Below are 15,683 nucleotides of genomic sequence, written 5' to 3'. Positions count from 1 at the left end.
TGAACTAGACATGGGGGAACGGTCTTCTCTCGGGTGAAGGCATGGATTCAGTGGCGGTGCTGGCGAGTCACCCCAGCATCGAATTGCGCGACGATCTGTTGCCAACCTGCGCTGGCCAGCGCCTGGTCATCCAGGCTGGCCGGGGCCGCAAGGCCTGCGCTGCGGTTGAGCCAGACGTCCGGGGCGGCGTCGCTGTGCTCGCTGACGCGCATCAGGAACGAACCGGCGACGCTGGGGTTTTGGCTCAGGCCCAGGTAGGCGTTGGCCGCCAGCAAGCGCCAGGCGTGGCCGCCACGGCTGACCGAACTGGCGTCCTGGGCGAAGGGCGCAAAACCTTCCTCGGCCAACTGCTGCGGGGTGGCCAGGGCATTTTGCTCGGCGCGCAGCAGGTGGATTTCGTCCAGGGTTACCCGCAGGTCGGCGTAGATGCCTTGCTCGGCGGCGCTCAGGTCGCGGCGCGCGTCCAGTTGATGGCTGGGCACGGCGCTGACGGTTTGGGTTTCGCCGCGCCACAGCACCACGGATGCGGCAACGGCGAGGATCAACAGGCACAGCCCGAGGACATAGAGGGTTTCATGGCCGGCGCCGGCGGGGCGCACGACCTGGGTGGTGGGGCTGGTCATGGCGCTTGGATATCCGCTTGGTCGATTTCCACGACGTGGCCGGGGCCGGCGTCGAACAGCACATAGAACTCGGCGCCGGGTTTCTTGAAGGTCAAGGTCGAGTCGGCACCGAGTTTGCCTGGCACCAGGATGGTTTCGTCGTAGCCGATCACGTCCAGGGTCACTCCCGGCGCGCCGCTGCCATCGGAAAAACCGCCGGTGCACTGGATCTGCTCGCCGTCGATTTCCTTGCATTCGCACAAGGGGTTGTGGGCCAGGGCTGTGCCGCTCAGGCCAAGGCCCAGCAGGAAAGCGCCGGCCAGGGCCAGGCGCAGGCGGGAAAAGCGTGGAACAGGCTTCATGGTTTGCCTCCTTGTTTGTTCAGCCAGGCAACGGTGGCCGGTGAGGCCTTGCTCAGGGGAATGCCGGCCTGGTGCATGCTGCCGTCCCAGCCTTCGAGGGTGATCCACAGTTCGGCGTCGGGCTTGGTCTTGGGCGGGATCTGCAGCGACGCGCCCATGTTGTACGGCGTGCCGAAGAAGATCACCCCGGCGGCGCGCAGGCTGCGGGGCTTGCCGATGCGCAGGTAAGTGGCCTTGACCTTGTCGGTGCAGGCCTCGCACAGGGCGGCGTTGAAGCTTTTCAGGTAGCCGGAAGCGCCACTGAGCTGCGGCGCTTCGTTGCGCATTTCAGCCAGGCGCAGGCTCCAGGGGCCGACCTGGATCTCGCCGACTTCCCGCTCGCCCAGGCCCGCGTCACCGCGAAACAGCGCCTGGTCGGCGAAGTATTTGGGCATCAGGCCCAGGGGAATGAGCAGCAGCAGGATGTTCAGGTGGAAGCGCCACTTACGCCACCACAGGCTCAGGCGGGACGGTTGCGCGGCGGTCTGGGACTGGCTCACAGGTGGCCCTCCGAAGTCTGGGCGGCCATGGCCGGTTGGCCCTGGGACGCAGGGGTCGGGCGAGCGGGGCGTGGCGGTTTGTTGGCGCGCTTGAGGGCGTTGGCGGTGGCCAGCGCGGTGCGCTTGGTCCAGATCAGCAGGCCACTGAGCACCATCATGCTCAGCAGCAGGCCGAAGAAGAACCAGATCAGCTTGATCCACAGCCCACCGAAGTCACCGGTGTGCAGCGGGCGCATGGATTCGGTGACGAACTCCAGGGCCGTGCGGTCGGACAGCAGGCTGGTCACGGCGATTTCGCCGGTGTAGGGGTTCAGTTGCGCGGTCTGGAACATCAGCGGGTACCAGCCACGGCCGCCGATCATGATGTGGCTGTAGGCGTTGCTCGGCAGGCTGACGAAGGTGGCCTCCAGGCCGGGGATTTTCTTCAGGGTTTCGGCGATGGCGTTGTCCAGGCTGATGCGCGGCGCGGGGGAGCCGTCGGCGGTCAGGGGCACGCTTTCGCGCGAGACCACCGGCACGATGGGCTCGCTGGAGATGGAGATCTGGTTGTCGCCCAGGATCGCCTGGATTAGGAACCAGGTGCCGGTGATGGCAATCACCGCGATGAACCAGATCGACCAGATACCGCTGAGGCGGTGGAAGTCGCCCCAGAAAATCCGTGCACCGTGGTTGAAGCGCAGGGTGGGCTTGAAGAAGCCTTTCCAGAAACGCTTGTAGACCACCAGCCCGGTCACCAGCGAGGCCAGCAACGGCAGGCCGAGGATCGACACCAGATACCAGCCCCAGCTGTAGCCATTGGTGAAGGGCACCAGCCACCAGCCGTGCAGGGCGCGGGTGAAGCGCTCGAAGTCGAAGGCCGGCGCCACGCCCTGGATCACCCCGGTGTAGGGGTTGACGTAGGTGGTCATCGAACGGCCGTCGGGGTAGCTGGCGCTGACGCTGAGGGCAAAGTGGGACTCTTGGGGCCGCACGATCTGGTCGACGATGGTTTGCGGCTCGGCCTTGGCAATCGCGGCGATGATCTGGTCGTAACTCAGCGGCTGGGCATCGTCCGAAGGCTTGCTGGCGCGTACGTCGGGGTTGGCCAGCCACACGATCTCCTGGCTGACCACCGCCAGGGTGCCGGTGACGCACACGATCAGCACGAAGAACCAGATGGGCAAGGCCAGCCAGCTATGAACGAGAAACCAGAGTTTTGAACGGGACTTCTTCGACATGGAATAGGGTCTTGATTCGGGGGGTGGTGCGGTACAAACCTCACGGCTTGCAGCGCATGCCAGAAAAGCCGGCCGTGGCTTTTGCCTACGCAGCCTGCTGCATCATAGTAAGACGAATGAGAATCGTAAAACCCGCAACTGTATATGAAAGCAAATGTTTCTGATCCTGATTATTTGTCGCATCCCCCCGGCAGCAAACAGGTGAGCCCGCTTGCTACAGGGGGCGGTGCTATGCTGCGGGCCCTTTATGAGTTGTCAGGTCGGTCGCAATGAATGCGCAGTTGGAGACAAGCCCCATCAAGGCCGTGATTTTCGATATGGACGGCCTGTTGTTGGACACCGAAGGCATCTACACCGAGGTCTGCCAGATCATCGCCCAGCGCTACGGCCGCAGTTACGGCTGGGAGATCAAGCAGAACATCATTGGTCGGGGCGCCCAGGACCTGGCGCGCTACGTGGTGCAGGCCTTGGATTTGCCCCTCAGCGCCGAAGAATTTCTGGTGATCCGCGAACCTCTGTTGCAGGCGCGCTTCCCCAAGGCCTTGGGCATGCCCGGTGCCGAGGCGTTGGTGCGCCATCTCAAGGCCCATCACGTGCCGATTGCCGTGGGCACCAGTTCGTCGCGCCATTCCTTTGCGCAAAAAACCACCCTGCATGGCGACTGGTTCGCCTTGTTCGACACCATCGTCACCGCCGACGACCCCGAAGTGAGCGCCGCTAAACCGGCGCCGGACATCTTCCTCACCGCCGCCCGGCGCCTGGGTGTGGCGCCCGCCGATTGCCTGGTGTTCGAGGATTCGCCCTTTGGCGTGACTGCCGCCAAGGCTGCCGGCATGACCGCGATTGCCGTGCCGGATGCGGCGATGGCCGATGAAAAGTACGGCCACGCCGACCGCATCCTGCGTCGCCTGGCCGATTTGCGCTTAGCGGACTACGGCTTGCCTCACCTGGCGTGAACCGCCCCACGGATGGGCGCGGTTCAGCCCACTGGCGCTGTTGTAGCAAGCGGGCTCGCCCGCTTGCTACTAGGCCTTGCTGATGATGTTGCCTGCATGCAGCCCGCATTCTTTCTGGGTGGCTTCTTCCCACCACCAGCGGCCTTCGCGTTCGTGCTGGTTGGGCAGCACGGGCCGGGTGCAGGGTTCGCAGCCGATGCTGATGAAGCCGCGTTCGTGGAGGCTGTTGTAGGGCAATTCCAGCATGCGGATGTAGCCCCAGACCTCTTCGCTGCTCATCTGCGCCAACGGGTTGAACTTGTAGAGGGTGCGCTCGGGGGTGGAAAAGGCGCTGTCGATTTCCAGTACGGCCACCTGGCTGCGGGTGCCGGGGCTCTGGTCGCGGCGCTGGCCCGTGGCCCAGGCGCTGACGGTGGACAGCTTGCGCCGCAGCGGCTCGATCTTGCGCACGCCGCAGCACTCGCCGTGGCCGTCTTTATAGAAGCTGAACAGGCCTTTTTCCTTGACGAAGGGTTCCAGCTTGCTCTGGTCGGGTGACACCAACTCGATCTGGATCTGGTAGTGCTCGCGCACCTGCTCGATAAAGCGGTAGGTCTCGGGGTGCAGGCGCCCGGTGTCGAGGCTGAACACCTTGACGTTCTTGTTCAGCTTCCAGGCCATGTCCACCAGCACCACGTCTTCGGCGCCGCTGAAGGAAATCCACAGCTCATCGCCGAACTGGGCGAAGGCCAGTTTGAGGATGTCTTGCGCGGATTTGTTGGCATAGGTCGCGGCGAGTTGGGCGACGTCGAATGGCTGGCTCATCAGGGCGGTTTCCTACAGGTCGGTGGCGCTGGGCGCTCTATATGGCGGCGATGGTAGCAAAAGCAGGGCGCGGTGGCGCGCGCGGGCGCGTTGCAGTGCCCCGCCCGAGCCGCTAGAGTTCGGCAGTCTTTTTGCTGGCTCAACTCAATAAACATTACAAATGGGGTGTGTTGTGGAAATTGCCTGTCTGGATCTGGAAGGTGTGCTGGTCCCGGAAATCTGGATCGCCTTCGCCGAAAAAACCGGGATCGACTCCCTCAAGGCCACGACTCGGGACATTCCCGACTACGACGTGCTGATGCAGCAACGCCTGCGCATCCTCGACGAACATGGCTTGAAGCTGTCGGACATCCAAGAAGTGATCGCCACCCTCAAGCCCCTGGAGGGCGCCATCGAATTCGTCAATTGGCTACGCGAGCGCTTCCAGGTGGTGATCCTCTCCGACACCTTCTACGAATTCTCCCAGCCGCTGATGCGCCAACTGGGTTTTCCGACCCTGCTGTGCCATCGCCTGGTCACCGACGACAGCGGCCGGGTGACCGGTTACCAACTGCGCCAGAAAGACCCCAAGCGCCAATCCGTGCTGGCGTTCAAGAGCCTGTACTACCGAGTGGTCGCCGCAGGCGACTCGTACAACGACACCACCATGCTGGGCGAGGCGGACGCGGGGATTCTGTTCCACGCCCCCGACAACGTGATCCGCGAGTTCCCGCAGTTCCCCGCGGTGCATACGTTCGAGGATCTCAAGCGCGAGTTCATCAAGGCGTCCAACCGCGAGTTGAGCCTGTAGTTTTGTAGTGCTGCGGGTGTTGTCATCGCGGGCTTGCCCGCGATAGCTACAACCCTCCAAGGGTGTCGAGCAGCACCTTCACCTTGGTGATCGATTCCTGATATTCGGCCTGCCAGTCGGAGTCGGCCACTATCCCACCACCGCCCCAGCAGCAGATCTGCCCGTCCTTGACCAGCAGGCTGCGGATGGCGATGGAGCTGTCCATTTCCCCGCGCACGTCCAGGTACAGCAGTGAGCCGCAATACAGGCCACGGCGAGTGGGCTCCAGTTCGTCGATGATCTGCATGGCGCGAATTTTTGGCGCGCCGGTGATGGAGCCGCCGGGGAAGCTGCCGGCGATCAGGTCCAGGGCGTCTTTGCCCGGCGCCAGTTCGCCGGTGACACTGCTGACCAGGTGATGGACGTTGGGGTAGCTTTCCAGGCTGAACAGCTCCGGCACCCGCACCGAGCCGACGCGGCAGGTACGGCCCAGGTCGTTGCGCAGCAGGTCGACGATCATCAGGTTCTCCGCACGATCCTTGCTGCTGGCTAGCAGTTCGGCGGCGTTCGCCGCATCTTCCTCGGTATTGGCACCCCGTGGCCGGGTGCCCTTGATGGGCCGGGTTTCCACCTGGCCCTGGCTGACCTTGACGAAGCGCTCGGGCGACAGGCTCAGCACCGCGCCGCCCTCCGGCAGGCGCAGGAAACCGGAGAACGGCGTCGGGCAGGCCTGGCGCAGCGCGCTGTAGGCGGCCCAGGCGTCGCCCTGGCACGGTGCGCGAAAGCGCTGGGCGAAGTTGACCTGGTAGCAGTCGCCGGCCTGGATATAGGCCTGGATATGCTCAAAAGCCTGCCGGTAGCCGTCGGCGTCGAGGTCGGCGGTCATGGCGCCGTTGAGTGCAAAAAGCGAGGCCGGCGCGGCAGCGGGTTGGCTGAACAGCGCGATCAGGCGTTGGCGCTCACTTTCGTCCAGGCTGGGGTGGAACACTAAGTGGCTGCTGGCGCGCAGGTGATCGCTCATCAGCGCCCAGTTGTACAGGCCTAGGCGTGCGTCGGGCAGGTGCAGGTCGTCCCGCGAGTGGCTGGGCAGGGCTTCGAGGTGGCGGCCGAAGTCGTAGCTCAGGTAGCCGATCAAGCCCCCGGCGAACGGCAGTTCGCAACCTTCGGGCAAGGTGGCCTCGCCCAACCGGGCCAGGCTGTTGCGCAACCTGGCGAGAAACCCGGCGCCGCTTTCCTGTTCGGCTACCGCCAGTTCCTCCACCGGCCAGGCACTGAGCAGGTCGAAGCGCCCGCGCCCGGCCACCGGGCGGCCACTGTCGAGCAGCACCGCACCGGGGGCGTGGCTGATGGCCGCGAAGTAGCGCGCCGGGTCGGCGTGGTAGGGCACAGGGTGTACGGAGCAGGTTGGCATGCGGGGCATATCAGTCAGCGAGGGGCGGGCGGCGATTGTAGTCCCCCTGGCGGGTTGCTCCTAGGGGCGGTCTTCTGTGGGAGCGTGGCCAGTGCAGACTGGCATGCCGCCATCGCGGGCAGGGCCCGCTCCCACAGGGTTTGTGGTATTTAGCCCTCGACCGGTGGGATGTGGCCGAACAGTTCCTGGGCGAACTTGACTCGTTCTTCCACGGTTTCGGTCTTGCCCTGGGCTTTGAGCTGTTCCAGGTGCGCTTCCACGGCGTGGGTGCGCAGGGTCAGGCCGCAGTCGTTGGCGATCTGGATGTTCAGGCCGGGGCGGGCGTTGAGTTCCAGGATCAGCGGGCCTTTTTCCTGGTCCAGCACCATGTCTACGCCGATGTAGCCCAAGCCGCAGAGTTCATAGCAGCCGGCCGCCAACTTCATGAAACCGTCCCAGTTGGGCAGTTGCACGTTGTCCACCGCGTTGGTGGTGTCGGGGTGCTTGGTGATGATGTTGTTCAGCCAGGTGCCGCGAAGGGTCAGGCCGGTGGCCAGGTCCACACCCACGCCGATGGCGCCCTGGTGCAGGTTGGCCTTGCCGCCGGACTGGCGCGTGGGCAGGCGCAGCATGGCCATCACCGGGTAACCCATCAGCACGATGATGCGGATGTCCGGCACGCCTTCGTAGCTGATGCTTTTGAAGATCTGGTCGGGGATCACCCGGTACTCGATCAACGCCCGGTCGCGGTGGCCGCCCAGGGAATAGAGGCCGGTGAGGATGCTGGAGATCTGGTGCTCGATTTCCTCGTGGCTGATGATCTTGCCCGACACCGTGCGGTAGCGCCCCTCGAAGCGGTCGGCGATCACCAGGATGCCGTCGCCGCCGGCACCCTGGGCCGGCTTAATCACGAAATCGCTGCGATCACCGATGATCTCGCCCAGCTTTTCGATTTCCTTCTCGGTGGAAATGATCCCGTACATCTCGGGTACGTGGATGCCCGCCTTGATCGCCCGTTCCTTGGTGATGATCTTGTCATCGACAATCGGATACAGGCTGCGCTTGTTGTACTTGAGCACGTAGTCGGCGTTACGCCGGTTGATGCCCATGATCCCCCGCGCTTCCAGGGCCTTCCACGTCTTCCAGAAGCCGAACATCAGGAGTCCGCCTTGAGGAAGGCTTTAAAGCGCACCAGCTCGGTCAGGCGGTAGCCGCGATAGCGACCCATGGCCAGCATGAAGCCGACGAGGATCAGCAGAATCGCCGGGAAGGTGAATACGAAGTAGACCAGCTCCGGCACGCTCATGATGAGGTGCGCCAGCGAGGCGGCGAACAGGGTGCCGACCGCGACTTTCATCGCGTGGCCACCGCCGCGTTCTTCCCAGGTGATGGACAGGCGTTCGATAGTCATGGTCAGGATCACCATCGGGAACAGCGCCACCGACAACCCGCGCTCCAGGCCCAGCTTGTGGCTGAACAGGCTGATGGCGGCGATCAGTACCACCACGAAAGTCAGTACCACCGACAGGCGCGGCAGCATTTGCAGCTTGAGGTGCTCAAGGTAGGAACGCAGCGACAGGCCCAGGGCGGTGATGACGGTAAACAGCATGATGCCGAAGCCCAGTTGGGTCTCGCGAAACGCCAGGGCGATCAGCACCGGGGTGAAGGTGCCCAGCGTTTGCAGGCCGATCAGGTTGCGCAGCACCAGGATCACCAGTACGCCGATGGGGATCATCACCATAATCATGAAGGTCTGCTGGGTTTGCAGCGGCAGGCCGTAGAGCGAGTATTCGAGGAAGCTGGCGTCGGTATTCTCGTCGGTCAGCTTGGCCAGGCGAATGGCGTTCATTTCGCTGTTGTTCATGCTGAAGGTGACGTTGGCTTTTTTGCCGCCATCGACGGTAATCAGGTTGTCATCGCCGGTCCACCACAGCAGGCGGTCGGAGGGCAGGCCCTGCTCGCCGGTTTCCGGGTTGAAGTACAGCCAGTCGGTGCCGTTGAAGCTGCGCAGCCACAGTTCCGGGGTTTGCGGCTGGTCGGCCACCAGGCGGATGGTGTGGACCTTTTCCACCGGCACGTGGGCGATGGACAGCAGCAGTTCGACGATTTTGGCCTTGTGCGCGGTGGACGGGTCGCCCGCCAGCAGCAGCTTGACGTTGTCGTCGTTGAGGTTGTTGACGCGCTTGATCGCCTCGCCGATGAAGGTCTCGACGTCGGCCGAGTGCTGGCGGATCGGCGCCAGCAGGGCTTCGGCGGCGACTTTCTCGGCACCTTCCACCGCGATGCTGTCGCGGAAGGTCGGGCCCTTGATCTTGAGCTTCTCGGCCGAGTAGCGCTTGGTCAGCACCAGGCGGTAGTAGAGGGTCTGGTTGCCGCTGGCACGGCGCGCCGACCAGGTGACCTTGCGGTTGCCATCGACGCGGTTGACCGCCACGCCGTAGTTGTTGGAGATGAAGCTCTCATTGAGGCTCACGTAGTCGCGGCTCAGCGGCGGTACGAACATCTGGATCTTGATCGGGTCCTTGCCGCTGGCGACGAACTCGACCTTGGCGTCGATGTTCCACAGGTCGTCGGTGGCGTCTTCGGTCACCGGGATGCCGAGTACAAAGATCTGATAAGCCGTGATCGAAATGCCCAGCACCACCAGGATGGCAATCAGGACTTTCAGATGGAGGGTAAGAGCGCGCATTGGAATTACTCTGCGGTTGGAGCGTCGGTGGCGCAGGCGGGTTTGCCAGCAGCGTATTTAAGACTGGGGTCGACCAGTGCATCGAAGCGTTTGAGCGCCTCGGAGCCGATCAAAAGCGGGAATTGGAACGCACTACGGTCGGTCAAGTTCACTTCGATGCTGCGCAGCGCCGTGCCCATGCAGATATCCAGGGCGATCACCGGGCGGGCGGTGTAGTTCTTGCCTTCCTCGGGATCGTAGTCGCCGGCGCGGCGCTTGATCTTGCTCACCCGGGCCAGGGGCCGCTCGATGGGGTGGGAGTGGGCGGTGTCGATGGCCAGGTAGAAGCGCACCCAGGACTCGCCATCGCGCTTGAAACGCTTGATGTCGCGGGCACTGAGGGAGGCGGTCTTGGCCCCGGTGTCGAGTTTGGCCGCCACCTCCAGGTCGATGCCGTCGAGCTTGGCGTATTCGTTGAGGCCGTACACGGTTTTACCGGCCGCGAAGCTCACGGCGGGCAGGCACAGCAGGCATAAAAATGTGGGGAAGGGCTTGAGTCTCATAAATCCTGACGCGTGGCGGTGCGGTCTTCAGGTTCAAGGCGGCTGGCATGGCCGCGCAAGCGCCCTCGTGTGCCGGCCCCTCTGTATGAAAGTGGCAGGCGAATGCGGGCGGCATTCTAGCACGGTGGCTTTTTGGCGCCACCGCTGCGCGAGGGCATTAAAGAGGGGTGGATGAAACCGACGGTAGGCGAGCCGTATTAGACGATTGTCGACAATTGCTATTTTGTCTTTGACTGATTGCTGCTGATTAGCTAGTTTCTGCCGTATTGTTTTTAAAGGTGTCGACAATATGCTCGGTCAGCTCGAAGCCCCGGTGGCGATGCAGGACGAATCGGAGACCCTCTCCGAGAACGTCTTCCGCCGTATCCAGGCAGCCATCGTCAAGGGCGAAATCGCCCCGGGCAGCAAGATCTCGGAGCCGGAGCTGGCGCGCACCTATGGCATCAGTCGCGGCCCGCTGCGCGAGGCGATCCATCGCCTGGAAGGCCAGCGCCTGCTGGTGCGCATTCCTCATGTCGGGGCGCGGGTGGTGTCGCTGAGCCACGCCGAGCTGATCGAACTGTATGAAATCCGCGAATCCCTGGAAGGCATGGCCTGCCGCCTGGCCGCCGAGCGCTTGAGCGACGCCGAGATCGAGGAACTGCGCCAGGTGCTGCACACCCACGAGCGCGACGCCGCGTTCCAGGCCGGCGTGGGCTATTACCAGCAGGAAGGCGACTTCGACTTCCACTACCGCATCATCCAGGGCAGTGGCAACCGCACCCTGAGCCAGATGCTGTGCGGCGAGCTGTACCAGTTGGTGCGCATGTACCGCATCCAGTTCTCCGCCACGCCCAACCGCCCGCGCCAGGCCTTTGCCGAACACCACCGGATCCTCGACGCGATCGCTGATCGCGACGGCGAACTGGCCGAATTACTGATGCGCCGCCACATCGGCGCCTCCAAACGCAATATCGCCCGTCACTACCAGGACGGCGCCCAGCCGACAGCCACTCCACGAGGTGAGTCATGAGTTCTACTAACAACAGCACCCCAGGCCAGCGTTTCCGCGATGCGGTCGCCAGCGAACGGCCCCTGCAAGTCGTGGGCGCGATCAACGCCAACCACGCCTTGCTGGCCAAACGCGCCGGTTTCAAGGCGATCTACCTCTCCGGCGGCGGTGTCGCCGCCGGCTCCCTGGGCGTGCCGGACCTGGGCATTACCGGCCTGGACGACGTGCTCACCGACGTGCGGCGCATCACCGACGTCTGCGACCTGCCGCTGCTGGTGGACGTGGACACCGGTTTTGGCTCCTCGGCCTTCAACGTGGCGCGCACCGTGCGTTCGATGATTAAGTTCGGCGCCGCCGCTATCCACATCGAAGACCAGGTCGGCGCCAAGCGCTGTGGCCACCGCCCGAACAAAGAGATCGTGTCCCAGCAGGAAATGGTCGACCGTATCAAGGCGGCCGTCGATGCGCGCACCGATGACAGCTTCGTCATCATGGCCCGCACCGATGCCCTGGCGGTCGAAGGCCTGGAATCGGCCCTGGAACGCGCCGCCGCGTGCATCGAGGCGGGCGCCGACATGGTCTTCCCCGAGGCCATCACGGAACTGGAGATGTACAAGCTGTTCGCCAGCCGCGTGAAAGCGCCAATCCTGGCCAACATCACCGAATTCGGCGCCACGCCCTTGTACACGGTCGAACAGTTGAAATCTGCCGATGTTTCCCTGGTGCTGTACCCGCTCTCGGCCTTCCGCGCCATGAACAAGGCAGCCGAGAACGTCTACACCGCGATCCGTCGCGACGGCACCCAGCAGAATGTGGTCGATACCATGCAAACCCGCATGGAGCTTTACGATGCCATCGACTACCACGTCTTCGAGCAGAAGCTCGACGCACTGTTTGCCGCAAAGAAATAACGCTCCCAACACCGTGAAAGCGTTTCCCTAACAACTACAACATTGGAGAAAACCATGGCCGAAGCAAAAGTATTGAGTGGCGCCGGGCTACGTGGCCAGGTTGCCGGGCAAACTGCGCTGTCCACCGTCGGGCAGTCGGGTGCGGGGCTGACCTACCGTGGCTATGACGTGCGCGAACTGGCCGCCGAGGCGCGGTTCGAGGAAGTCGCCTACCTGCTGCTCTACGGCGACCTGCCGAACAAAGAACAACTGGCCGCCTACATGGCCAAGCTCGCCACCCTGCGTGACCTGCCCCAGGCGCTCAAGGAAGTGCTTGAGCGCATTCCCGCCCAGGCCCACCCGATGGACGTGATGCGCACCGGGTGTTCGTTTTTGGGCAACCTGGAACCGGAGAAAGACTTCTCGGCCCAGAACGCCGTCACCGACCGCTTGCTCGCAGCCTTCCCGGCGATCATGTGCTACTGGTATCGCTTCAGCCACGAGGGCGTGCGCATCAGTTGCGTGAGCGAGGAAGCCTCCATCGGCGGGCATTTCCTGCACCTGCTGCACGGCAAGGCGCCGAGCGAGCTGCACCGCAAGGTGATGGACGTGTCGCTGATCCTCTACGCCGAGCACGAGTTCAACGCCTCCACCTTCACCGCGCGGGTCTGCGCCTCCACCCTGTCGGACCTGTACTCCTGCGTCACCGCCGCCATCGGCTCGCTGCGCGGCCCGTTGCACGGCGGCGCCAACGAAGCGGCGATGGAAATGATCGAGCGCTTCGCCTCCCCTGAAGAGGCCATCAAGGGCACCCTCGGCATGCTGGAGCGCAAAGACAAGATCATGGGCTTTGGCCACGCGATCTACAAAGACAACGACCCGCGCAACGAGGTCATCAAGGGCTGGTCGAAAAAACTCGCCGACGAAGTGGGCGACAAGGTGCTGTTCCCGGTCTCCGAAGCCATCGACCAGACCATGTGGGCGCAGAAGAAGCTGTTCCCCAACGCCGACTTCTACCATGCCTCGGCGTACCACTTCATGGGCATCCCGACCAAGCTGTTCACGCCGATCTTCGTCTGCTCGCGCCTGACCGGCTGGGCCGCCCACGTCTTCGAGCAACGCGCCAACAACCGCATCATCCGTCCAAGCGCCGAGTACATCGGCGTTGAACAGCGCAAGTTCGTGCCAATCGAACGTCGCTGAGTACAGACCTAAAAGGCACGGCAAATGAGCTGTTCTGTGGGGGCGGGCGAGCCCGCTCCCACAGGTACCGCTGTCGATGCCCACAGTTCGCTTTTGTGAACCTACCGTGACCGAGTCCCGACGATGAACACACACTTTCGCAAACCGCTGCCCAACAGCCGACTCGACTACTTCGACGCCCGCGAGGCGGTCGATGCCATCAGCCCCGGCGCCTACGCCACCTTGCCGTACACCTCCCGCGTGCTGGCGGAAAACCTGGTGCGCCGTTGCGACCCGGCGACGCTCACCGCGTCGCTCAAGCAACTGATCGAACGCAAGCGCGACCTCGACTTTCCGTGGTTTCCGGCCCGCGTGGTGTGCCACGACATCCTCGGCCAGACCGCCCTGGTGGACCTCGCCGGCCTGCGTGACGCCATTGCCCTGCAAGGTGGCGACCCGGCCCAAGTCAACCCGGTGGTGCCGACCCAGTTGATCGTCGACCACTCCCTGGCGGTGGAATGCGGCGGTTTCGACCCCCAGGCCTTCGAGAAAAACCGCGAGATCGAAGACCGGCGCAACGAAGACCGTTTCCACTTCATCAACTGGACCAAAAAAGCCTTCAAGAACGTCGATGTGATCCCGCCCGGCAACGGCATCATGCACCAGATCAACCTGGAGAAAATGTCCCCGGTGATCCAGGCCCGCGACGGCGTGGCCTTCCCTGACACCTGCGTGGGCACCGACAGCCACACGCCCCACGTCGATGCCCTGGGCGTGATCGCCATCGGCGTCGGCGGCCTCGAAGCCGAGAGCGTGATGCTCGGCCGCGCTTCGTGGATGCGCCTGCCTGAAAGCGTCGGCGTCGAGCTGACCGGCAAGCTGCAACCGGGCATCACCGCCACCGACATGGTGTTGGCACTGACCGAGTTCCTGCGCCAGCAGAAGGTCGTCGGCGCCTGGCTGGAGTTCTTCGGCGAGGGTGCCAGCGCCCTGACCCTGGGCGACCGCGCGACCATCTCCAACATGGCCCCGGAGTACGGCGCCACGGCGGCGATGTTCTACATCGACCAGCAAACCATCGACTACCTGCGCCTCACCGGCCGCGAAGACGACCAAGTGAAACTGGTGGAGGGCTACGCCAAGCTCACCGGCCTGTGGGCCGACAGCCTTGCTGGCGCGCAGTACGAGCGCAGCCTGCGCTTTGACCTGTCCTCGGTGGTGCGCAACATGGCCGGGCCGAGCAACCCCCACGCCCGCGTCGCCACCAGCGACCTGGCGGCCAAAGGCATTGCCGGGCAATGGGACGACGTGCCGGGGCAGATGCCCGACGGCGCGGTCATCATCGCTGCTATCACCAGTTGCACCAACACCAGCAACCCGCGCAACGTCATCGCCGCCGGCCTGATGGCGCGCAACGCCAATCGCCTGGGCCTGGCCCGCAAGCCGTGGGTCAAATCGTCGTTGGCGCCGGGCTCGAAAACCGTCGCCCTGTACCTGGACGAAGCCGGCCTGACCAAGGAACTGGAACAACTGGGCTTTGGCGTCGTGGCCTTTGCCTGCACCACCTGCAACGGCATGTCCGGCGCTCTGGACCCGGCGATCCAGCAGGAAATCATCGACCGCGACCTGTACGCCACCGCCGTGCTCTCGGGCAACCGCAACTTCGACGGGCGCATCCACCCTTACGCCAAGCAGGCCTTTTTGGCTTCGCCGCCGCTGGTGGTGGCCTACGCCATTGCCGGGACCATCCGCTTCGACATCGAGAAGGATGTGCTGGGCCTGGACGCCGAGGGCCGGGAAATCCGCCTCAAGGACATCTGGCCCAGCGATGAAGAGATCGACGCCGTGGTCAAGGCCGCGGTCAAGCCGGAGCAGTTTCGCAAGGTCTACATCCCGATGTTCGCCATCCACGAAGACACCGGGCCGAAAGTCGCGCCGCTGTACGACTGGCGCCCCATGAGCACCTACATCCGCCGCCCGCCGTACTGGGAAGGCGCCCTGGCCGGGGCACGGCCCCTCAAGGGCATGCGCCCGCTGGCCGTGCTGCCGGACAACATCACCACCGATCACCTGTCGCCGTCCAACGCCATCATGCTCGACAGCGCCGCCGGCGAGTACCTGGCGAAAATGGGCCTGCCGGAAGTGGACTTCAACTCCTACGCCACCCACCGCGGCGACCACTTGACCGCCCAGCGCGCGACCTTCGCCAACCCTAAGCTGTTCAACGAAATGGTCGTGGAAAACGGCAAGGTCAAGCAGGGGTCCCTGGCGCGCATCGAACCCGAGGGCAAGGTCACGCGGATGTGGGAAGCCATCGAAACCTACATGGAGCGCAAGCAGCCGCTCATCATCATCGCCGGCGCCGACTACGGCCAGGGCTCGTCCCGCGACTGGGCGGCCAAAGGCGTGCGCCTGGCCGGGGTGGAGGCGATTGCCGCCGAAGGCTTCGAGCGCATCCACCGCACCAACCTGGTGGGCATGGGGGTGTTGCCGCTGGAGTTCGCCCCGGGCACCAACCGCCACACCCTGGGCATCGACGGCAGCGAAACCTATGACGTCATCGGCCAGCGCACCCCGCGCGCGACCCTGACCCTGGTCATCAACCGTAAGAACGGCGAGCGCGTCGAAGTGCCGGTGACCTGCCGCCTGGACACCGCCGAAGAAGTGTCGATCTACGAGGCCGGGGGCGTGTTGCAGCGCTTCGCCCAGGACTTCCTGGAATCGGCTGCCGCCGTTTAACTCGATGGGGC

At 64.1% G+C, this 15,683-nt stretch carries 15 protein-coding genes; 6 read left to right on the top strand and 9 right to left on the bottom strand.

Going from position 1 to position 15,683, the window contains the following annotated elements:
• Positions 1 to 47: 47 nt before the first annotated feature.
• Genes AC19YT_RS09375 through AC19YT_RS09360 form a run of 4 tightly spaced genes read right to left on the bottom strand, consistent with a single transcriptional unit; the run spans position 48 to position 2,720 of the window.
• Positions 48 to 623: a DUF6162 family protein gene (locus tag AC19YT_RS09375; RefSeq protein WP_095107550.1), complete on the bottom strand. Its 576-nt coding sequence runs from the start codon at positions 621 to 623 to the stop codon at positions 48 to 50.
• Positions 620 to 964, bottom strand: coding sequence for a hypothetical protein (locus tag AC19YT_RS09370; protein ID WP_095107551.1), 345 nt, complete (start codon positions 962 to 964; stop codon positions 620 to 622). Before AC19YT_RS09370 ends, AC19YT_RS09375 begins: the two co-directional genes overlap by 4 nt.
• Complete coding sequence (locus tag AC19YT_RS09365) at positions 961 to 1,503, bottom strand: PA2404 family protein (protein ID WP_095107552.1); 543 nt, start codon at positions 1,501 to 1,503, stop codon at positions 961 to 963. Before AC19YT_RS09365 ends, AC19YT_RS09370 begins: the two co-directional genes overlap by 4 nt.
• Entirely contained in the window at positions 1,500 to 2,720 is a 1,221-nt protein-coding gene (locus tag AC19YT_RS09360; protein WP_095107553.1) for a PepSY-associated TM helix domain-containing protein, read from the bottom strand. Before AC19YT_RS09360 ends, AC19YT_RS09365 begins: the two co-directional genes overlap by 4 nt.
• 269 nt (positions 2,721 to 2,989) lie before the next feature.
• On the opposite strand from AC19YT_RS09360, the gene AC19YT_RS09355 reads away from it, so the two are divergent.
• A complete protein-coding gene (locus AC19YT_RS09355; RefSeq protein ID WP_095107554.1) occupies positions 2,990 to 3,676 on the top strand; it encodes an HAD-IA family hydrolase in 687 nt (228 codons plus the stop codon).
• Positions 3,677 to 3,745: 69 nt separating this feature from the next.
• Here AC19YT_RS09355 and AC19YT_RS09350 read toward each other — a convergent pair whose 3' ends face one another.
• Positions 3,746 to 4,480 (bottom strand): phosphoadenylyl-sulfate reductase, encoded by a 735-nt coding sequence (locus tag AC19YT_RS09350; RefSeq protein WP_095107555.1) that lies wholly within the window; start codon positions 4,478 to 4,480, stop codon positions 3,746 to 3,748.
• A gap of 172 nt (positions 4,481 to 4,652) precedes the next feature.
• Between AC19YT_RS09350 and thrH the strand changes: the two genes are divergently transcribed.
• Positions 4,653 to 5,270, top strand: a complete 618-nt coding sequence (gene thrH / locus AC19YT_RS09345; RefSeq protein ID WP_500597520.1) for a bifunctional phosphoserine phosphatase/homoserine phosphotransferase ThrH — start codon at positions 4,653 to 4,655, stop codon at positions 5,268 to 5,270.
• Positions 5,271 to 5,316: 46 nt separating this feature from the next.
• Here the strand turns inward: thrH and pabB are convergent, their stop codons facing one another.
• From pabB to rloA, 4 genes are all read right to left on the bottom strand, one after another.
• Positions 5,317 to 6,660: an aminodeoxychorismate synthase component I gene (pabB, locus tag AC19YT_RS09340; protein WP_500610139.1), complete on the bottom strand. Its 1,344-nt coding sequence runs from the start codon at positions 6,658 to 6,660 to the stop codon at positions 5,317 to 5,319.
• 149 nt (positions 6,661 to 6,809) lie between these two features.
• On the bottom strand, positions 6,810 to 7,796 hold the full coding sequence (locus tag AC19YT_RS09335) for an alpha-L-glutamate ligase-like protein (protein WP_095107558.1): 987 nt from the start codon (positions 7,794 to 7,796) through the stop codon (positions 6,810 to 6,812).
• Positions 7,796 to 9,328 carry an osmotic stress tolerance membrane protein RloB gene (gene rloB, locus AC19YT_RS09330; protein ID WP_095107559.1) on the bottom strand — a complete coding sequence of 511 codons (1,533 nt, stop codon included), beginning with the start codon at positions 9,326 to 9,328 and terminating at the stop codon, positions 7,796 to 7,798. Before rloB ends, AC19YT_RS09335 begins: the two co-directional genes overlap by 1 nt.
• Positions 9,329 to 9,333: 5 nt before the next feature.
• Positions 9,334 to 9,870: a retropepsin-like aspartic peptidase RloA gene (gene rloA, locus AC19YT_RS09325; protein WP_095107560.1), complete on the bottom strand. Its 537-nt coding sequence runs from the start codon at positions 9,868 to 9,870 to the stop codon at positions 9,334 to 9,336.
• A 289-nt stretch (positions 9,871 to 10,159) separates the two neighbouring features.
• On the opposite strand from rloA, the gene AC19YT_RS09320 reads away from it, so the two are divergent.
• From AC19YT_RS09320 to acnD, 4 genes are all read left to right on the top strand, one after another.
• Entirely contained in the window at positions 10,160 to 10,882 is a 723-nt protein-coding gene (locus AC19YT_RS09320) for a GntR family transcriptional regulator (protein ID WP_500610138.1), read from the top strand.
• The gene (gene prpB, locus AC19YT_RS09315) at positions 10,879 to 11,772 is read left to right on the top strand and encodes a methylisocitrate lyase (RefSeq protein WP_095107562.1); all 894 of its coding nucleotides are present in this window, start codon (positions 10,879 to 10,881) and stop codon (positions 11,770 to 11,772) included. Before AC19YT_RS09320 ends, prpB begins: the two co-directional genes overlap by 4 nt.
• A gap of 54 nt (positions 11,773 to 11,826) precedes the next feature.
• The gene (gene prpC, locus AC19YT_RS09310) at positions 11,827 to 12,954 is read left to right on the top strand and encodes a bifunctional 2-methylcitrate synthase/citrate synthase (RefSeq protein WP_095107563.1); all 1,128 of its coding nucleotides are present in this window, start codon (positions 11,827 to 11,829) and stop codon (positions 12,952 to 12,954) included.
• 123 nt (positions 12,955 to 13,077) lie between these two features.
• On the top strand, positions 13,078 to 15,672 hold the full coding sequence (acnD, locus tag AC19YT_RS09305; RefSeq protein WP_095107564.1) for a Fe/S-dependent 2-methylisocitrate dehydratase AcnD: 2,595 nt from the start codon (positions 13,078 to 13,080) through the stop codon (positions 15,670 to 15,672).
• Positions 15,673 to 15,683 lie beyond the last annotated feature (11 nt).

The sequence above is a fragment of the Pseudomonas sp. MF08875 genome (genome assembly GCF_059862525.1).
The sequence above is the reverse complement of the archived record's forward strand: the minus strand, read 5'-3'. Positions and strand labels throughout refer to the sequence as shown.